Below are 18,307 nucleotides of genomic sequence, written 5' to 3'. Positions count from 1 at the left end.
CGGTTTTTCCCCCGCGTTTCCAATCGATCACGACAAATCCTGAAAATGAAATAGCAGACAACGTGTAGGTGTTTTTTAGGATGCCGAACTTAGCTCAAAACTTGTGGATAGTGGTAGAATTTATCGTCACGTTTTGGCGGTTCAGATGCCGACGCGGTTATCCGTTATCGAAATTTCCCTTCCAATCCCCTTCTACTAAGGGGCGCAAAGGAGTCCAGCAACCAGATTTCCCGTCGGCGGAGTTGTGCCCGGTCGGCCCGATGGGCACTCTATCGATCTCAGGGCGATATCGATGTCTTCTGTTAGCGGAACTGCATCCGCTTCAGACTATGTCTTGACGGCGAACCAAGTCGCTCGCCATGGTAGAACGGTTGCGCATGACAGTTGAGCTTGCAAGGGGCGATTTTGAGCGAAGACGTTGATTTCCTGGGTGCAGTTGCTTCAAACGCTGGCGACGACTTCCACACGCTTTGGGCGTCACGTGAAATGCTGCGAATGTTGGATGCGGGCAGCGATGTTAAGGCTGTTAAGGTCGAGGGACCGCCGAGGGACGAAATTCATGCGGCACTCGGCGAGCATGGTCAGGCCGCCGACGTTACCTTGATACGCGACACGGCATCGGGAACCGCCTATCGTTACCTCCAACTCAAATATTCTGCTTCCAATCCCGATGATGGTTGGAACTGGTCGCGCCTTTTAGCTCGCCGCGCTCAGACCAAGCCACTGAGCAGCGTGCTCGGAAAGCTTGCCGGGCTGATGAAGTCGGTCGATTTCAAGGGCGATTTTGCCATCATCACCAACCAGCCGCTGTCGACGACGGTGGCAGATGACGTTGCACAGCTCATCAAAAACGAAGGCAAGCCCACAACCGATGATAAAGCGCTGATCCGCAAGCTCACCAATGGGCTCGGCCTGACCGCTGCGCAAGTGATGATCTTCCTCACGGCGTGGGATTTGAAGAGTTTTGGATCCGCCTCACGACTGGTGATGGAAAGCGAGGTCATTCAGCGCCTTGCGGGCATGGCAGACGCCGATGCTCGCGACGACGCCAATCTCCTGCAAAGACGTGTCGCCACTCTCATGCTGCCGGAAAGTCGCAACGACCCGGCGGTCACCAGGGAGGTACTGTCGGTCTGGCTGGGCGCCGGCAGCAAGGGGATGATTTTCCCCGCACCATCGCAGATCGAACCTACGCAGCCTTATGTGCATCGTACAATCCTTGACCGCCTTGGAGAGGCGCTTACGCCCCAGCAATCGAAACCACTGCGGGTCCATGCCGGCGGAGGCTGTGGGAAAACAAGCCTTATTTGGGATCTGTCTTCGGTGCTGCCGGAGGGATCAGAGACATTCGTCTACGATTGCTATGGTGGTGGCCTGTTCCTGGCGTCCGATCAAAAACGGCATCTCGCCGAGCAAGCATTTACGCAACTTGGAAACGAGCTTGCGATGCGCCTCAGAACACCACTGGTGATACGGCGCCAGGGCAGCATTGGCGTACTGGAAGCATTCCGCAATCGCGTCAACGTGGCGGCAGGTCTTCTCAAACTGCGCAACGCCGACGCGCGTCTCGTGCTGTGCTTCGACGCAGTCGACAATGCACGAACAGGAGCGCGCCACTGGCGTGAGCCTTGCTTCCTGGATGAACTGGGCCAGGCATCCGCTTGGCCCGACAATGTTCGGATCGTGCTGACGTGCCGGACAGCTCGTCGCGACGACGTTGGCGAGAGGCATCTTTACGAAGATTTCCTAGTTCCAAGCTTCGATGTCGATGAAGTGCGGCAGCTCGTCGCCTCATGGCAGCCAGAATGGCCTACGCATCTTGCCGAAACGTTCGAGAACCTCACAGGCGGCAATCCACGCCGCATCGTCTATGCGGTCAAAGGCCTGCCAAGCACCGGCGCGGCAGAGGCGATCGAGCGCCTGATGCCGAAAGCCGAGGGCATCAACCCCTTGTTCGAGCAGCGGGTTCGCGAAGCCGGAATACACTTGGGCGACCCGGCTAAAGTCTGGCGCGTTCTCGATGCACTATCGCGGCTCCCAAGGCCTGTACCCGCGGCTGTCCTTGCTCAGCTTGCGGGGCTGTCATCCGCCGATATCAACGATATCGCAAACGATGTCGGCGGTATCATTGAACGCAAAGAGGGCTGGTCCTTCCATGATGAGGACTTCGAGGCCTTCGTCGTCGAGCGCCCCGAAGCCGATGGTCAAGGGCTGCTGGCGGCTGCAGCTGATCTGCTACTCGAAACTCGACTGACGGATCGCTATGCCGCAAGCAGTGTCGCCGAAGTGCTAGTTGCTGCCAATCGTCTTGAGACACTTTATGCACTTGTGACGAGAGATGAGACGCCGTCTGAAGCTCTGACATCGCTTGAAGCCGAGTTCGTCAGGTCTCGTCGGCTCGGGCTTGCGATCCGCTGTTGCCGCACCGCCGGCGACATCACCAACGCATGTCGGCTCCTGATCGCATCGGCAGAAGCTATTCGACGCACGAAGCTGTTGGAAAGCCTAACCGTTGGAAGTCTCAATCTTTCGCTGCGCTTTGCCGAAGACGAAGCAAATCGTCTTGTCATGGTCGGCCAAGCTAACCGCTCGAAACGCGCCCGTTTGAGGATTGAACTGGCTAGCCTTGCTGCTTCGACCCATCCTGAGACAGCCAAAATGCACCTGCGATGGTGGCACGCTCATCTTGGCGAATTGCGGCAAGATGACCGCCGCAATCACTTTAAAGTCAGTGCGAGGGACATAGCGGCAGAGTACCAGACGCATTCGGCACTGTTTGGCGAGCAAGACGCTTTCGGTCGCCTGTTCGATTGGACGCCCAAATCGGTGTTGCAGCCTGTGTTTGAGGTGCTCGCGGCGCGCGGCGCTGGCCGAAACCTCAAGGCATTGCTCGACGCCATTGATGCCCGTCCCTGGCCCGCAGTCGGACTGGCGCCCTTGATGGCGGCAGCCTTGTTTGCTGGAGCCGGGATCGATAACCCGGTGATTCGTGGCGCTTTTGCTCGTCTGGCAAAGGCGACAAGCGCGCGGTGGAGCAAAAAGCCAATCGAAAATGGCTTGCTCCATTCAGCACCATTGTCCTGGCATGAGGCGCTGCTCTTTGTCTGCGAGCGCGCCATTATTCATGATGACCTCAAGCCGCTTGTGGCGCAAATTCTTGACCGCGCGATACCGCCGCCGGAGATGAGCGAACCGCATCATTTATACCGGCTCCGCTCAGCCGGGGCGCGCCACGCGCGCGCCTATGTGCTGCGCGAACGTATTGCTGGATCTGTTCTTCCTGTTGAAAAATGGCTACCGCCCCGACGAGACGAGCCGCCTCGCACTCACCGCAGTTCGTCGCGATCTCGAGATAAGTCGCCTGAAGAATATTGGAATGAAACACGATCCGAAACCGTATCCGCATTTTCAAGATTTGTGGAAGCGGCGCGTGTGACCCTTGCCTCGGTTACAGCTGATCCGGTTTCTTCCTGGGAGGCACTCGCTAAAGCGCTCGACGTCTCGCGCAGCTACGATCACTCGTCGCGCCGAGATCCCGATGCGGCGACCTTGCTGATGCGAAATCATCTCATTCATGCATCGATGGAGGGCGGCGACGTAGCCAGCCTGGTTCCAAACATGCGCAAAGCGTTGCGCGCATGGTCTGCGGATGAGATTCCGCGCGCCCAAAATCTGGCCAGTGCGCTTGCGTTGCTACCAAAATCGCATGATGCTGTGCTGGAATTGCTGACTAGTCTTGCCTCTGAAATCAAGGCGGATGCGCTGCCGGCATCCGAACGCGTCAAGCTGTTCGATGGATGCGCAAAGATTGCATTGCCCCTCGATCCCGCGCTTGCAAAATGGTTGTTCGGCGAGGCAGTGAAGGCGACCGGCAATGTAGACTTCGAAGCCCGAAGTGCACTGGCTGCTGCCGGCATCAGTGCAGAGGCAGGACTTGATATTAATCCGAGTGAACGAGCCGCTGCCACGGCACGTCTCGGCGATGCGGCCGGTGCGGTCGCTGAATCTCTCGCAGTTGGGGGAGATTTTCCTTGGGACGGGGTGGTCGGCTGGGCAGCAGCCGCCGATTTGTCGATGGCTTTGGTGATGGCAGCGCAATGGCATGATGGGGACATCATTCCGTTCAGCCGAAGCCTCCCCAGCATCATCACGGCCGCTCGCGGCGGATTGTCGCTTGCCCAACGCGTGGCGCTGACGACGCTCGCCTCCGAGGGTCTGGTTGATCTCGAAAAGGCGGTCGGCGAAGACACCTCGCTGCCCGAGTGGCTCTTGGGACCGACCTTATCGGATTATATGCGCAGCGGCGATATTGATGAATTCCTGACCGCCTACGAGACACTTGAGGAGCACGCCGGGGTTGACGCAAGAGCGTCGCTCACGGCCGCGAAGGGGCACAGGGACGTGCTTCGTTCATGGGATGAAAGCAAAGGCAACGGCCAGGACGCTTTTGACGAGGGTGGTGAGGACGAATCGAGCGAAGAAGCGGTCACGCTTCTAACGACCGAGAGCGAGATACGCACGGCGTTAGAACTGCAAACCAGCGACAGGGTACTTCGTGCGGATTGGCTTTTGCAAGCCGCACAGCGATTGGGTAGCATCGCGCTTCGCGTGCCATTTCTCACGATAGCAAAAGAGCTTGGAAATGGTGACGGAGAACTGGGGAAGGCGATACCGGATATCCTGAAATCCTGGTCGGCCTATCCGCCGGTGACAACGTGGATGCGGGAGCAATTTCCATCGTATATTGCTGGTGCGTTAAGTCATTTGTTCCGCTGGAATTACGACGATCCGGAGGTCATTGAGGCCGCATTAGGGGCAACCGGTCTCGGTCCTATTGCCCAGGCTGACATCCTCCTTGAGGGTATCGAGCGGCAGGGCGAAAGAATTTCCGCCGAGCTTCTATACACGCTCACCGGACTGATCGCAGCCCGGACACCCGCTCAGGATCGGGTCGGCCTTCTTGATTCACTGTTATCCAGGATCGAGGCTCGAACATCTCACCCTCCGCTTGTGCGCCTTGCAGGTTTGGAACCGCCGCAGGATGTGTCCGAAAGCGTCGCGAGGATCCTATTTACGGCAATGGGGGATATGGATCGGCGAATAGCTTGGCGCGCGTCCCATGCCGCTCTTGCGTTGCTGCGCGCGCAAGATCCCGCATGGGAAAAGCTCGCGACCTGCTTGGTCGCAAATCATGAGTCGGTGTTTGCCGGCCCTCATTTCTACCGCTACGCGGCCCTTGAACAACTCATGACGGTTTTTCAGCGGGCAACTGTCGACAATATTCGCGCTATCGAGCCGCATGTCGCATCGATTCTCACTCTCATACGCCGCGAGCCCCACGTGGTCTTGCGGGAGCTCGGTCGTTCGACATTGTTGGCGATCGATGCTGCGGGGCTCGGACAATTCACCGAGGAAGATCGAACCTTTATTCAGCAGCTCAACCGTAGCCATTGGTCCCGCCAAGGTGCCAAAGGATCTATCGATCAGCGCAACGATGAAGGGTCGGAGGCGGGAAGAAAGAAGCGCAAATACAGTTTCGACACGACTGACGCGATCCCCTATTGGTATGGACCAGCCGCGCGCCTGTTCGACATGCCAATGGATCGCTTTCTTGATCGCCTTGAGCACTGGCTTCATGACAAGTGGGGATATGGTGAGACCACAACGCACTGGGTCAACGAGCCTCGCTTGCGTCGGCTTCAGGGAGCGGATTACGAGTCAACATCCCGACGACACGGTGCGCGCCCAACCATTCAACGCCTCAGCTATTATCTAGAATGGCATGCGATGATGTGCGTCATGGGTGAGTTGATCAGCGAGGTACCACTTGCTGCAAATGTCCAGGCTAGCGCTTTCAATGAATGGCTGAGTGAGAATTTGCCGACGGTTGCGCCCTACTGGCTCAGTGATCTGCGAAACCCACCCCCTTTGGAGCCCAGGTTTTGGGGTCAGGCGCCCGAAGGCGCGCCCAAGCAGCTATTTGCATCGAGCGACCGCATCACTGAAAACACTCAATGGCGGCGCCATCTCCCGCCTGACGTCTTCGACAGCGAAGTCGCCACGAGCAACGATATCGTGGTCGCCGCTGACTTCAGGCTTCGTTGGGGGGATGCGGTTCAGGATGTTAACATTCATTCAGCGTTTGTCACCCCGAAGACGGCGCGCTCGCTTGCGCAAGCACTGGTAAATACAAGAAACCACATGGATTTTGCATTGCCGGAAGGCCGTTATCACCACGAAATTCACGCTCCCGGATTTGAGCTTAAAACTTGGCTGGAAATATCGAACGAGGAGCCGCAAGCAGATCAGTTCGACGAGCGCCGCGGAACTGTGGGTAACATACCGATCAAGCCGGTCGGCGTGGCGAGGCCCGAGCTTCTGACTTTTAACTATCAACGCGGGACTTGGGAGATCCCTGGTGACGGCGAGATAGTCAGAATTATCCAGTGGGCAGGCGAAGGCTCCGCGAGTGGTTCTGGTTGGCGCGCAACGTCGAGCCGCGCTGCCCTCGGTGCTCTGCTCGATCAAGCCGACAAAAGCCTCATCCTATCAGTTGAGATTTCGCGCCGAAGCGACAATCACGATTCTGAAAATGATGATACGCGATGGTTGCTCTATCTGTTGGACAAGCGAGGATCGCTCACAAGCGTAACGCGTGCCCCACGCGATCTTGGACGCGTGCTTGTTCGCAAAGCAGGACTTGAAAGAAGTGTCGACACACTCGGACGGTGGATACTCCACGAGATCGCCGACCTCGACACCAGACGCAAAACCTGTGATCCAGAAGAAATCGAGGGACTTGACGCCGAGATCGCAAAGCGGTGTGACCTGTTTCGGCAGAGAGATCATGGTAATTCGCAATAGGCAGGATCCTCAGAAAACCCAAGAGCAGCGGCTGAGGTATATCGCTGGTCGGTCAGGTCACCCGCGGCTGCTTCAGCTTGGTTGCGCCATCGCTTTTGCCGAATGGAACGGTACCGCCACTAAATCTGCCCGACTTACTTCGGAACCCACTCGAACTTTCCGGATTTTCAAAGCATTAACCATATGAATTATTGCCTTTCTTTTTCTATGGCGAAGTAAATTCCGTCGTTGTTTCCGTTGCTCGGACGGCGTTTCGCTGTGCCCATCACTATCGATAAGTAACCCTTATCGATGGTAGATTGATTTGGCGGCGCAAATCGGAAAGAATCGTAGCAGATCACGGTCCCAGCGGCCGCTAAAACCCGCCTTTTGGAGCGCCCGTGGCCAAAGCCAAGACATCACTGACCGCCGTCGAACGCCGCGCCGAAGAACTCGACACCATCGCCGCCGTGTTGCCGATCGAGCGTCGCGACGAGCTTGCCGAGCTCTTGACCGACCAGGACATCGAAACGCTTCGCCATCTCGTCAACCAGGGCATGGGTGACAACACGCTCAGGGCGCTGACCTCGGATCTTGCCTATCTCGAAGCCTGGGGCATGGCGGCGACCGGACAATCCCTGCTCTGGCCTGCGCCCGAGGCGCTACTGCTAAAATTCGTCGCCCATCATCTCTGGGATCCGCAGCGCCGAGAGATGGATCCGGATCACGGCATGCCAGCCGACGTCGACGATAGCCTCCGCCAGCAGGGATTTCTCAAATCTATCGGTCCACATGCGCCGGCGACGGTGCGCCGGCGGCTGGCGAACTGGTCGACACTGACGAAATGGCGCGGCCTTGACGGAACCTTCGCCTCCCCTGCCCTCAAGTCGGCTATCCGCCTCGCGGTGCGCGCCGTCCCGCGGACACGTCGTCGCAAGAGTGCCAAGGCAATCACCGGCGACGTGCTGGCCAAACTGCTGGCGACCTGCGCCACCGATAGTCTGCGCGATCTGCGCGACCGGGCGATCCTGATGGTCGCCTTCGCCTCTGGAGGCCGCAGGCGCAGCGAGGTGGCCGGCCTGCGACGCGAGCAATTGAGCGTCGAGCCGCCGATCGATGTCCAGGGTGGACCTCCCCTCCCCTCTCTCGCCATACACCTCGGCCGCACCAAGATCACGACGGGCGAAGAGGACGAGGTCGTCTATCTGACCGGCCGGCCGGTGGAGGCGCTGCATGACTGGCTGGCGGCTGCCAAGATCGACAAGGGCAGCGTATTTCGGGGGATCGGGCGTTGGGGGACGGTTTCAAAGCGGGCGCTCGATCCGCAGTCGGTCAATGCGATCATCAAGCAGCGGGTGGAGATGGCAGGATTGGAGCCTAGGGAGTTTTCCGCGCATGGATTGCGGTCTGGTTATTTAACCGAAGCGGCTAACCGCGGTATCCCCCTCCCCGAAGCGATGGAGCAATCTTGCCATCGGTCGGTGCAGCAAGCCTCAAACTATTATAATAGCGCAACACGCCGAACAGGTCGGGCGGCACGCCTGCTCCCGTGACCCTTCGCCCTGGCTCAGTATAGAGCGCCTTGATAGTCGAAGGTGATCAAGATGCCCTGGGATGAGGCGTCGTAAGCGCCGTCGATCTTTATGCCCTGGGCCTGAAGTTCCAGCACGCGATTCTGAAACTCAAGGGATTTCAATTGCTGGCCGGCCTGCAAAATGGCGCCGTCAAATTTGATATCGAGCCTGTCGCCGGCCATATGGGATGCCCCGGCTCCGCCGCCTCTGATGAGCTCGACACCGCTCCTCGTGATCTTTATCGTTCCGAGATCAAGTTCACCCAAAGCGGCGTGCTTACCGATGATGAAATCAATGACGTCATCCGCCAAAAGCGACAGCAAGGCGTTCTTTGCCTTTTGCTGTATTTCTCGACGCTCAGCGTTTGCTCGTTCGGACGCCTGTTGCTGTTCGAGCTCTCGTTGAGCCCGAGCTTCTCTGACCGTCGCTGCAATGCGTGCGCTCAGGTTCATCGAAATGCTCTCGGCTGGTTTGATGGAGAAGCTTGTAACAGGCAATTCAGCAGTGTGCGAACCATCGGAAATGTGCTTCAAAACCAAGCCTTCCTGCACGGGGGACTTCATGATTGCTTGTTCGTACCGGCCTTGAATTCCGGCGAAGGAAGCCGCGCCTCCGCAAGCATAGCCTCCTGCGTCGCCGAGGGACCCAGCTTGAGGAAAATCCGTTCAGCTTCCTTGTCGCTCAATCGGTATTTCTTGGCGAACTCGTAAACGGCGGCTCGCGGTCCGTCCAAACGGGGCTGTGCGGGTTCGAACTCGATCATAATGAATTTTCCTTAAGGCCCTGAAACGGGTTATTGGTTGGAAATGCCAGCGCAGAGCGGGAGGTGGACACCGTCATTCGAGCTCGCTGGCCGTGAATGTGTAAGCTGATCGGCGATAGCGCTAATAGACCCTGAGCGCCGCCATCTGAATTTTCAGGCGAGACCTGTCGAGATAATCCGCTTCTACATCACCACCATTCGCCTCTTTCAGTAAAGCGGTGGACTCGATCAGGAAACGCACCTCGAACATGCCGTCATAGTCGTGAAAGCGCACCGTCCGTTTCACGTCGTCGAAACTCCGGCTTTGTTTGGAAATCTAGAGTCATATTTAAGGGTCATATATCTCTCCAAATGAGTGGGCCGGGATCGGCAGCAACGCACGTCGCCTCGCGCATTTCAGTTACTCCGGCCAGCGAGTGACCATAAAGCGGCGGCCATTTCATCGAAAAGCGTTGTCACGTTCCAAGCGCGCCAACTCGCTATCTGACCTGATTGGTCGCGAAAACTCCTGTCTTCGAAACGACGAGAGACCAGATGCTCTACAGGACCTGCTCACATAACAGCAGGCCAGTCCAACGCCAAATATTGAACCATCCGGCCGGGTGAGCCTTTGCCCGTTTTACATCGACGACATGTCGTCCAGAAGATTTTGCGCCAACTCGCTGATGGCAACTTCCGCCTCTTCCGAGGTCCAGCCCACAGCTTTGGCACGTTGTGCAAGGGCCATCAGCACAGGAGAAAGCTTGCCGCCAGCCGTATCCACGATACTATCCGGCGTCAGCCCCTTGGCCAGATCGAGAAAGGCCTGTTCGAGGGCTTCCTGACAGCCTATATCTCTGTCGGAATAAGGTCCGGCCTGCCGTGGTTTGTTCAATATCAACATAAGGCCCGTCATCTCACGCTGCGCTTCCCTCCAGGGGGAAGGCGAATGCAGGATCGACCGGCATAGCGCGCAACCTGTCAACATTCGCGACCGCCTGTTTGGCAAGATGCCGTTCAAGGATCGCGAGGATCTCGCCGTCAACCGTCTGGTCGAATTTTCGGGCGAAGAGGTTGGAGCTTCCTTTGAGGTCAGCAGCGTCTGCGCGCTGATAGGTCCTGGGGCGCAGCTTGATGTCGCCATCGGAAATCCAGTCGATCATCCGCAAATCATCATTGATGATCTCGCTTTCAATCGCGCAGTTCATCATCACTGTCTGGAAGAACCCCTCGTCGGCGATCAGCGTGTTCTCGTAGAATGCCTTGTAGCGGTCCACGCTCGGTTCCCGGCACACGAACTCGCAGAAAGCCCTGGTGACGATCATCCACTGATTGCCGATATAGGGCGTGGCGTCGCTCAGAAACGGCCTTGAACGCGCAGTGCGCTGTATGCTTTCGTCCAATTCGACCACATACTCGGTAACGCGGTGCATCGTATCCGGGCGATACTGATCCTGGTCGAGTACCTTGATGAATTCGCGATCAAGGTTGGCATTGAGATACTCCATAATCTGTTTTTGAGGCTTCAGCGGAAAATCTTGGCCGCTGAGGTTGATGAAGTGGCTCCAATCCCCCATTTCCAGTAGGCGTTCCATGCCGCGCAGCTCTGCGTTTACCAGACTATAGCCACCCCAGATGGCCTTTTCGCTTCTGATCATATCCGCGTTTGAATAAGGAAGCAGAAAGTCTCGGATTTCGTTTTCGAGATCGGTTCCTGAGTTTTTGTCGACATGCACAACATAATGGTTTTGATCGTTATAGATCGCCCTGAACAGGCGCTTGAATTGGTCAGCGTAGCGGTGAACGAGGATCAGATAACCAATCATGCGTTGATCCCGCCAGATGCGGACGTTCCAAGGCATGGGAAGGAATAGAGAATCATCGCTTCGATCCTTTCAGAATCGCGTCGGGCGCTGATCAGCAACGCTGATCGGCCAACATTTTCTTTAGTTCGGGAGTATGGGCGTAAGCGGATAAACTGGAGGCGCGGGCGCCTCCAGACATAAAATATCGGTGTCATCTTATGGGGTATGAAGGGTTCCGATCGATCGGAGCCCTATGTAAAATAGTATCTGCGAGTTTCCAGAAGGAACCCGTTACATCACACCACTCATGTCGGGCATGCCGCCGCCAGCATCCTTCTTAGGAAGATCGGCAATCATGGCTTCCGTCGTGACCAGCAGGCCGGCAACCGAGGCTGCGTTCTGCAGGGCAGTGCGAACGACCTTGACCGGATCGACGATGCCCATGGCGATCATGTCGCCATACTCGCCCGTCTGGGCATTGTAGCCGAAGTCATCCGTATTGCTTTCCAGAATTCGACCGACCACGAGCGAACCTTCGTCACCCGCATTTTCCGCAATCTGCCGAACCAATGACTGTAGCGCCTTGCGAATAATGGTGACGCCGGCGTTTTGGTCGTCGTTCTCCGCCTTTACGTTGAGGACGATGGAGGCGCGAAGCAGAGCTGTTCCGCCGCCGGGAACAATGCCTTCTTCAACGGCTGCGCGGGTCGCATTGAGCGCATCGTCGACGCGATCCTTCTTTTCTTTGACTTCGATCTCCGTCGAACCGCCAACGCGGATAACGGCAACCCCGCCGGAAAGCTTCGCGAGGCGTTCCTGCAGCTTTTCCTTGTCGTAGTCCGACGTGGTCTCTTCGATCTGAGCCTTGATCTGGGCTACACGGCCTTCGATGTCGGACTTGGCGCCCGCACCATCGACGACTGTTGTGGTTTCCTTGGTGATCGAGACCTTCTTGGCGCGGCCGAGCATGTCGAGGGTGACCGACTCGAGCTTGATACCGAGGTCTTCGGAGATGACAGTGCCGCCAGTCAAGATCGCGAGATCTTCCAGCATGGCTTTGCGACGATCGCCGAAGCCAGGAGCCTTGACGGCAGCAATCTTCAGGCCGCCGCGCAGCTTGTTGACGACGAGGGTCGCAAGAGCTTCGCCTTCGACATCTTCCGAGATGATGAGGAGCGGCTTACCGGTTTGGACGACAGCTTCCAGAATTGGCAGCATGGCCTGCAGGTTCGAAAGCTTCTTCTCGTGCAAGAGCACATAGGCATCTTCCAGCTCAGCAACCATCTTCTCGGCATTGGTGACGAAATAGGGGCTGAGGTAGCCGCGGTCGAACTGCATGCCTTCGACGACTTCGAGCTCGGTTTCGGCGGCCTTGGCTTCTTCAACCGTGATGACGCCTTCGTTGCCGACCTTCTTCATCGCGTCGGCGATGTACTGGCCGATTTCCTTCTCGCCATTCGCCGAGATGGTGCCAACTTGAGCAATCTCTTCCGACGTATCGATCTTCTTCGCCTTGGCGAGCAAGTCCTTGACCACGGCTGCGACCGCCAGGTCAATACCGCGCTTCAGGTCCATCGGGTTCATGCCGGCTGCAACTGCCTTGCCACCTTCGCGAACGATGGCCTGGGCGAGAACGGTTGCAGTCGTCGTGCCGTCGCCGGCGATGTCGTTGGTCTTCGAAGCAACTTCGCGGACCATCTGGGCGCCCATGTTTTCGAACTTGTCTTCGAGTTCGATTTCCTTGGCGACGGCTACGCCGTCCTTGGTGATGCGCGGAGCGCCGAAGGACTTGTCGATAACGACGTTACGACCCTTCGGGCCGAGCGTGACCTTGACTGCGTCAGCGAGGATGTCGACGCCACGAAGCAGCGCTTCTCGCGCATCACGGCCGAATTTGATCTGTTTGGCAGACATGGAAAAACTCCCGGGCCGTTGGCCCTATGGTCTTCATGATGAGGAAAAGGAAGCGGTCGAAGATCAGGCAATGATGCCCATAACGTCGGCTTCCTTCATGATGAGAAGATCTTCGCCGTCAAGCTTGACTTCGGTGCCCGACCACTTGCCGAACAGGATGCGGTCGCCGGCCTTGACGTCGAGCGGGATGACCTTGCCAGATTCATCACGAACTCCGGAGCCTACGGCGACGATTTCGCCCTCCTGCGGCTTTTCCTTGGCGGTATCGGGAATGATGATACCACCTTTGGTCTTCGCTTCAGCCTCGATACGGCGCACGACGACACGGTCGTGCAGCGGCCGAAAAATGGTATTAATCATTTTGGGGTTCCTCAACGAGAACGCAGCCCAATGGCTTGTCCCGATTGGATATGTTTAGCAGTCTTATGTTGAGAGTGCCAGCGATCATTCCCGCTTGATAGTGTTTCTCAGATCTGTTCCATAAGTGGCTTTGTTGCTCCCGACCACGCGGCGGTCAAATGACGGGTGGTAACGTCAGCAGCCAATGGTCTGTACCCACAGGTCCTGGCTCGCTCGAGTTTTCCGCTATAGACGACCGGATGAGCGATTCTCGTGTCTGTGTCTTTCGGACACGAGCTATAAAACACGCCTGCAAAGGATCGCCTTCTCGCGCATTCCTTATCTGTACAACGCATAATCAGAGAGCTCGAACGCACTCTGGCAAAACGACCGCTTGCCAACTCGTCGCGAGCATTGCCATTGTAGATCCCGGACCATCGCTGCGCGACATTGTTGCTCAACTGCGAGATGGATATCCAAAAAGCCGGTCAAATTCCCGACACAGATGCGCTGCGAGATAGCTTTGTAGTCCCGGAGCTACCCAATTGAGAAATCAGGGCGCCAGAGTTATGTTTGAATATCAAGATGGCGATTGGTCCGCCTACGAGCGCCCCAACAATGAGAGCTGAGAGAAAATATCGCCCCGCGATACGCAGTCCGGATTCGAAGAAATTCATTTAGCTTCTCCAAGCGTGTTGCAGTCCTCGCAACTCCGTCATTCTTTCGGTAAGTAAGTGATCGGAACCGCCCACCTTCGGGTCGAAGACACTCGCCTGGCCCGGTGCTCGCATCTGTTAGGTATCGAATGTTACCGCAGTCTGATCTGCGGTCAGGACGCCCGGCGCCGTGTTGGCGGCGCCCTGTCTTTTTACCGACACGACATCGATCGGCGAGAATCCCAGCTCATATCCCATGGGACACGGCAGATTGTGCGGGCATTGATGGCCAGCTTCGCTGTGAGCTAGGCACTAACGGACTTCGCCCAGCCACCGGCGGATGGGCGCTGCTCGGCTCAACCGCTCCTGGTTGGCGATCTGATGACGATACTGCCCCTACCTACAGCAAGGGCGAACGCGGCCGGGTTGGGCAAGACCCGGATATGGATCATAAGCATCCGGGCGGCAATCGCCTGGAAAGGATCGCGTGGGATCACCGTGAAGAACGCCCCTCTCCTTCCGGCATCTTATATTCCATAGTCACAGCTTCGGCGCGTGGAGACGCTCACTCAGCCTTAACGCCGCAAATTCCGGTGTGGGTCCCCGCACGTTACGAATGCGGTGGAAAAATCAGACATACCGTTAATCCGCCACCTGGAGTTTCCTCGAGAAGGACGGAACCGCCGTGAGCATGCATGACTTGAGCCACGATTGCCAATCCCATTCCTGTGCCGTCCGACACGGTGTTTATGCCCCGCGTAAAGGGACGCAGCACCGCATCTCGCTCTTCGGCCGGAACCCCAGGGCCGTGGTCTATGACCTTCAGCGTGAGGGTCTCAAGGACTTCGACAATGACTGTCTCGGCTTGTTGAGCGTGGTGTATGGCATTGGAAATCAGGTTATCGAGCGCAACACGTATGGCTGCCTCCGATCCGGAAATGACGACCTCAGCCTGCGGAGCGCGCAACTCGATTTCGAGACCCTGCTTGATCGCCCTCGGCACGTGATCGGCGACGGCCGAGCGGACGATCGCCGTCAGATCGACCGAGGTAAAGGCCAGGGATTGCCCGGACAAACGGGCAAGCTGCAGCGATGTCGTCACGATCGAGGCGAGACGTGTCGCGTCGCGGATCAACATTTCCCTGACTTCGACATCCTTCACCAAATCCAGCTTGATACGCAGCTTGGTCAGCGGCGTCCTCAGTTCATGGGACGCACTTGCAAGGAAGTTCCGCTGCGCTTCGAACGCATTATCGATCCTCATGAGTGCGGTGTTAAACGCCGCGACCATGGGCCGGAGCTCAGCGGGTGTATCCCCATCGGGAATCCTCCGGCCGTTGGGAAGACCATCAATCCGTTCCGCCGAATCAACAACCTTCCTGACAGGCGCCGCGATCGTGCGCTTCACGATGACCGCCGCGATCGTTGCCGTCGTAATCAGCACGAGACCGAGCAAATGATATAGGCCCTGGGGCCAGACGGACCAGAGCGCCACAAATATGGTCTGGGCATAGGAAAGTGAAAGGCCGCCCACGGCGACGACCACTTTCGGATTTCGGTCGTCTACCAGCCTCAGTCCGAGATAGCGCTCCCCACCAGAGGTATAATAAAACTCCGAAGCAAAGATTTCAGAAGGAGCCGCATTGATGATGGCGTCGACCGACACTGGGATTGTGCCATGCGATACCGTCTCTTGCCCGTCACTCATCAAATACCAGAAAGAAGGTTCTGCTTCGGCAAAACCCATAATCGTCGTTGAAATCCCTTTCGGATCCAGACGGAGTCGTCCGTTGCTGTCGTGATCCATACTGGATCGGATGAGCTTGCTAAACGCGTCGGTGCTGACGCGTTGGCCGGACTGCGTGTTCGTGCTCAAAAAGACGCCGAGCGTCAAAACTGTGCTCAAAACCATGACGACAAACATGCCGACGATCAACAGGCAGGCAACCGGAAATGCAATAGAGCGAAATGGCCACTTCATTCTTGCACCAGCATGTAGCCAATCCCGCGAATTGTGCGAATGTTCACGTCACAATTGGCCTCGCGCAATCGGCGGCGCAGGCGGGAGACATGAGACTCTATGACGTTCGATTCTATTTCATCATCGAGGCTGTATGTGGAGGCCTCCAGCGTATCGCGCTGAACCACACGCCCGGCCCTCCTCATCAAGGCTTCGAGAATGCCCAGTTCACGCCTCGGAATGTTCAAGACGGTTTCGCCGATCATCGCCGATCGATGATTGAGATCGAAGACCAAGTTTCCAAACTGCGTAGATCCCGTTTCATCCAGGTTGTAGCGGCGCAGGACAGCCCTTGCACGCGCGACGAGCTCCATCGGCTCGAAAGGTTTGCCGATATATTCATCGGCGCCCTTGTCCAATGCCGCGACAATATCGAACGGATCATCCAATGCCGTCAGGATCAGCGTCGCAGGGCGCGGACGCAACTGGCGTAAGACCGGCAAGAGGGAAAGACCATCACCATCGGGAAGGCGGCGGTCTACGATCACCAGGTCAAACTTGAAGGCAAGCAACGCGGCTTCCGCCTCGGCAATCGTCGCAAACGTATCGGTCACCCCAATGGAGGTCTCCATCATGAGTTTGAGAGACGACGCCAACTCGAGATCATCTTCAACGATTAGAATGTGCATTTTCGGCCTTGACTTGAAGCGGGTCGCATTGGGCAGCAGGCTGCCTCCTCGCGGTTTCGGTGTTTCGACGGTTGCTCTTGAACAAAGATCCAGCCGATCCGCCAGGAGGAGACAGTTCGAGCCTTTTATCGAACGGATGATTCCTTAGTAGTCATAATTTGGTGCTTCAATGGACCTCTCCATTCGATGCTCACGTGCAAGGTCAATCCGCTGCTTGCAAACGGCGAAAGCCGTCGTATCACGTTCAAAACCATAACCGGCGCAGCGGTCGCCATCCTCAGAAGACTGGCAGCTTGCGAGCCACAGACCAAGCCCGACGGTCAGAGCCAGGGTAAGCCAATAACGCATGATGATACCTCAATAATCTACATTCTGTTCAACGTCCCCGTTTTGGATGCGACGCGAACCTTACGGTAATCTGACGGTTAGAGCGGTCGTAACATCCGCCGCCGTCAATTTGACGGCCCACCGACCGAGAGCGGAGACGAGGCAACGCCTGAGGAATTGCGTGTTGGAGAGCCCTTGTCCGTCCAGGAGGGCGGCGCCCCGAAGGACGCACCGACGGCACCCAATAGGCCCGGAGAGCGCCCATAATCTTCACACAGCGGCGATCCGGGTCTCCCACCAAGGCCTGTGCGAATTTCATAGATAGAAGGTAGGTGAATATTGACGGCGCCCGGCTCTTTACCGGCGATGACCATCCTGGAAAACTCGGTTCCAAATGACGCCGCCAGATCGTATGCGTCCCCTACCTTTGACACGCGCGCCTCGTTGGAGAAGGAGTTCGCGCCGCGAGACCAAACAATTGCGGCGCGCTGAGCGCCGGTATTGTCTAGGGCCTCGGCTTCGACCGCCAAGCCACCAAGCCCAAAGGGAAGGCGCGGGATCTGAACAGGCAGCGCGATTGAACTGCCGATCGAGATTGCTTTCGCTGCACCGGCGACCGTCGGCTGAGTTGGTACGATATCGGTAATGACCGACTTTATCGTCAGATCAGGAGACGCGCTGATCGGGACAATTTTGTATTTCTCGCTCATGGTGAAACAGATGGCGCGGTCAATGGCATTTGAAACCAACAGCCTATCACCTGAATTTTGAATTCTGCTTCCCGCCGAAAACGTCATGGTCGTTGGCCAGATGGCGACTGTTTTGATCTCCTTCAACTTCACGCCGTCCAGATAAATCCTGGATTTCGAAAACTTGCCTTTAGGCGCGCCAAGTTTACTGTAGGAGGAAAGCATGCCTCCTTCCTTTAGCGGAACTGAGCTGCAGCCACTTGTGATTATCAAGATTGAAGTCGCCACCAGAGCAGACCTGTACCTCGCGGCTGACGGCCTAACGCGTGCTTTCAACGGGCAACTCGCCAATGCGATCGAATGCATTTTCACAACTCCTTCATGAAAAGTTGCATCCGATTGAAGGCCCAACATTATGAAAACCTTACAGGCTGTCTCTCTCGCTAGACTGTTTCTATGTGTTGAGACGCCATCACGTAGTTCGCTGCGGCCTTCCAAGGCAGCAAGCCACCTGCCAGTTTTCCATTTCTCTGGTTTTAGGGCACGGAAAACCGTCCAAGAAGCAGTCAAGACTGACCTTTGGCACGGCAGTTAAAAAAACTTAAGCAAAACCAGTGAGTTAAAGACGTGGTCAGCTGACCACAATGTCGAGCTATCCTCATCAAATCACGTACGACACACTGTGGTGTCGCCGCTACTCTCCAACTCCGCAAAAAATCCGAGGCGCTCGCTTTTCGTTGTGTCTGGGCGTTCAACCTCCCTTCCCACG

The 18,307-nt window shown here is 56.8% G+C and carries 12 protein-coding genes; 2 read left to right on the top strand and 10 right to left on the bottom strand.

Annotation, left to right across the window (positions count from 1 at the left end):
- Positions 1–405: 405 nt before the first annotated feature.
- Both A6U86_RS18555 and A6U86_RS18550 read left to right on the top strand, forming a co-directional pair.
- Positions 406–6,864: a dsDNA nuclease domain-containing protein gene (locus A6U86_RS18555; RefSeq protein ID WP_141683738.1), complete on the top strand. Its 6,459-nt coding sequence runs from the start codon at positions 406–408 to the stop codon at positions 6,862–6,864.
- A 380-nt stretch (positions 6,865–7,244) separates the two neighbouring features.
- Positions 7,245–8,396, top strand: coding sequence for a site-specific integrase (locus tag A6U86_RS18550; RefSeq protein ID WP_068394188.1), 1,152 nt, complete (start codon positions 7,245–7,247; stop codon positions 8,394–8,396).
- Between the two features lie 14 nt (positions 8,397–8,410).
- Here the strand turns inward: A6U86_RS18550 and A6U86_RS18545 are convergent, their stop codons facing one another.
- The 10 genes from A6U86_RS18545 to A6U86_RS18495 form a co-directional block, all read right to left on the bottom strand.
- On the bottom strand, positions 8,411–8,980 hold the full coding sequence (locus A6U86_RS18545) for a hypothetical protein (protein WP_068394186.1): 570 nt from the start codon (positions 8,978–8,980) through the stop codon (positions 8,411–8,413).
- Positions 8,977–9,180: a hypothetical protein gene (locus A6U86_RS18540; RefSeq protein WP_068394185.1), complete on the bottom strand. Its 204-nt coding sequence runs from the start codon at positions 9,178–9,180 to the stop codon at positions 8,977–8,979. The genes A6U86_RS18545 and A6U86_RS18540 overlap by 4 nt, the downstream gene beginning before the upstream one ends.
- A 121-nt stretch (positions 9,181–9,301) precedes the next feature.
- Positions 9,302–9,496 carry a DUF1488 family protein gene (locus A6U86_RS18535; RefSeq protein ID WP_068394183.1) on the bottom strand — a complete coding sequence of 65 codons (195 nt, stop codon included), beginning with the start codon at positions 9,494–9,496 and terminating at the stop codon, positions 9,302–9,304.
- Between the two features lie 303 nt (positions 9,497–9,799).
- The gene (locus tag A6U86_RS18530) at positions 9,800–10,075 is read right to left on the bottom strand and encodes a hypothetical protein (RefSeq protein ID WP_234906287.1); all 276 of its coding nucleotides are present in this window, start codon (positions 10,073–10,075) and stop codon (positions 9,800–9,802) included.
- A gap of 1 nt (position 10,076) precedes the next feature.
- Entirely contained in the window at positions 10,077–10,985 is a 909-nt protein-coding gene (locus A6U86_RS18525) for a beta-1,6-N-acetylglucosaminyltransferase (RefSeq protein ID WP_068394246.1), read from the bottom strand.
- 270 nt (positions 10,986–11,255) lie between these two features.
- Positions 11,256–12,878, bottom strand: coding sequence for a chaperonin GroEL (groL, locus tag A6U86_RS18520; RefSeq protein WP_068394181.1), 1,623 nt, complete (start codon positions 12,876–12,878; stop codon positions 11,256–11,258).
- Positions 12,879–12,941: 63 nt separating this feature from the next.
- Complete coding sequence (gene groES / locus A6U86_RS18515) at positions 12,942–13,238, bottom strand: co-chaperone GroES (RefSeq protein WP_068394179.1); 297 nt, start codon at positions 13,236–13,238, stop codon at positions 12,942–12,944.
- Between the two features lie 1,245 nt (positions 13,239–14,483).
- A complete protein-coding gene (locus A6U86_RS18510) occupies positions 14,484–15,854 on the bottom strand; it encodes a HAMP domain-containing sensor histidine kinase (RefSeq protein WP_068394177.1) in 1,371 nt (456 codons plus the stop codon).
- Positions 15,851–16,522 (bottom strand): response regulator transcription factor, encoded by a 672-nt coding sequence (locus A6U86_RS18505; RefSeq protein WP_068394175.1) that lies wholly within the window; start codon positions 16,520–16,522, stop codon positions 15,851–15,853. Before A6U86_RS18505 ends, A6U86_RS18510 begins: the two co-directional genes overlap by 4 nt.
- Before the next feature lie 452 nt (positions 16,523–16,974).
- Entirely contained in the window at positions 16,975–17,763 is a 789-nt protein-coding gene (locus A6U86_RS18495; RefSeq protein ID WP_068394171.1) for a DUF3313 domain-containing protein, read from the bottom strand.
- Between the last annotated feature and the right edge of the window lie 544 nt (positions 17,764–18,307).

The sequence above is a fragment of the Rhizobium sp. AC27/96 genome, assembly GCF_001692325.1.
GTDB lineage: Bacteria > Pseudomonadota > Alphaproteobacteria > Rhizobiales > Rhizobiaceae > Rhizobium.
This window is presented reverse-complemented; position numbering and strand designations above follow the sequence as displayed.

What these genes read in the sequence shown, in the direction of transcription:
- A6U86_RS18505 (WP_068394175.1), bottom strand. Translation starts at nt 16,522, where the DNA reads ATGCACATTCTAATCGTTGAAGATGATCTCGAGTTGGCGTCGTCTCTC.
- A6U86_RS18545 (WP_068394186.1), bottom strand. Translation starts at nt 8,980, where the DNA reads ATGAAGTCCCCCGTGCAGGAAGGCTTGGTTTTGAAGCACATTTCCGAT.
- A6U86_RS18530 (WP_234906287.1), bottom strand. Translation starts at nt 10,075, where the DNA reads ATGACGGGCCTTATGTTGATATTGAACAAACCACGGCAGGCCGGACCT.
- A6U86_RS18525 (WP_068394246.1), bottom strand. Translation starts at nt 10,985, where the DNA reads ATGATTGGTTATCTGATCCTCGTTCACCGCTACGCTGACCAATTCAAG.
- A6U86_RS18540 (WP_068394185.1), bottom strand. Translation starts at nt 9,180, where the DNA reads ATGATCGAGTTCGAACCCGCACAGCCCCGTTTGGACGGACCGCGAGCC.
- groL (WP_068394181.1), bottom strand. Translation starts at nt 12,878, where the DNA reads ATGTCTGCCAAACAGATCAAATTCGGCCGTGATGCGCGAGAAGCGCTG.
- A6U86_RS18495 (WP_068394171.1), bottom strand. Translation starts at nt 17,763, where the DNA reads ATGCTTTCCTCCTACAGTAAACTTGGCGCGCCTAAAGGCAAGTTTTCG.
- groES (WP_068394179.1), bottom strand. Translation starts at nt 13,238, where the DNA reads ATGATTAATACCATTTTTCGGCCGCTGCACGACCGTGTCGTCGTGCGC.
- A6U86_RS18510 (WP_068394177.1), bottom strand. Translation starts at nt 15,854, where the DNA reads ATGAAGTGGCCATTTCGCTCTATTGCATTTCCGGTTGCCTGCCTGTTG.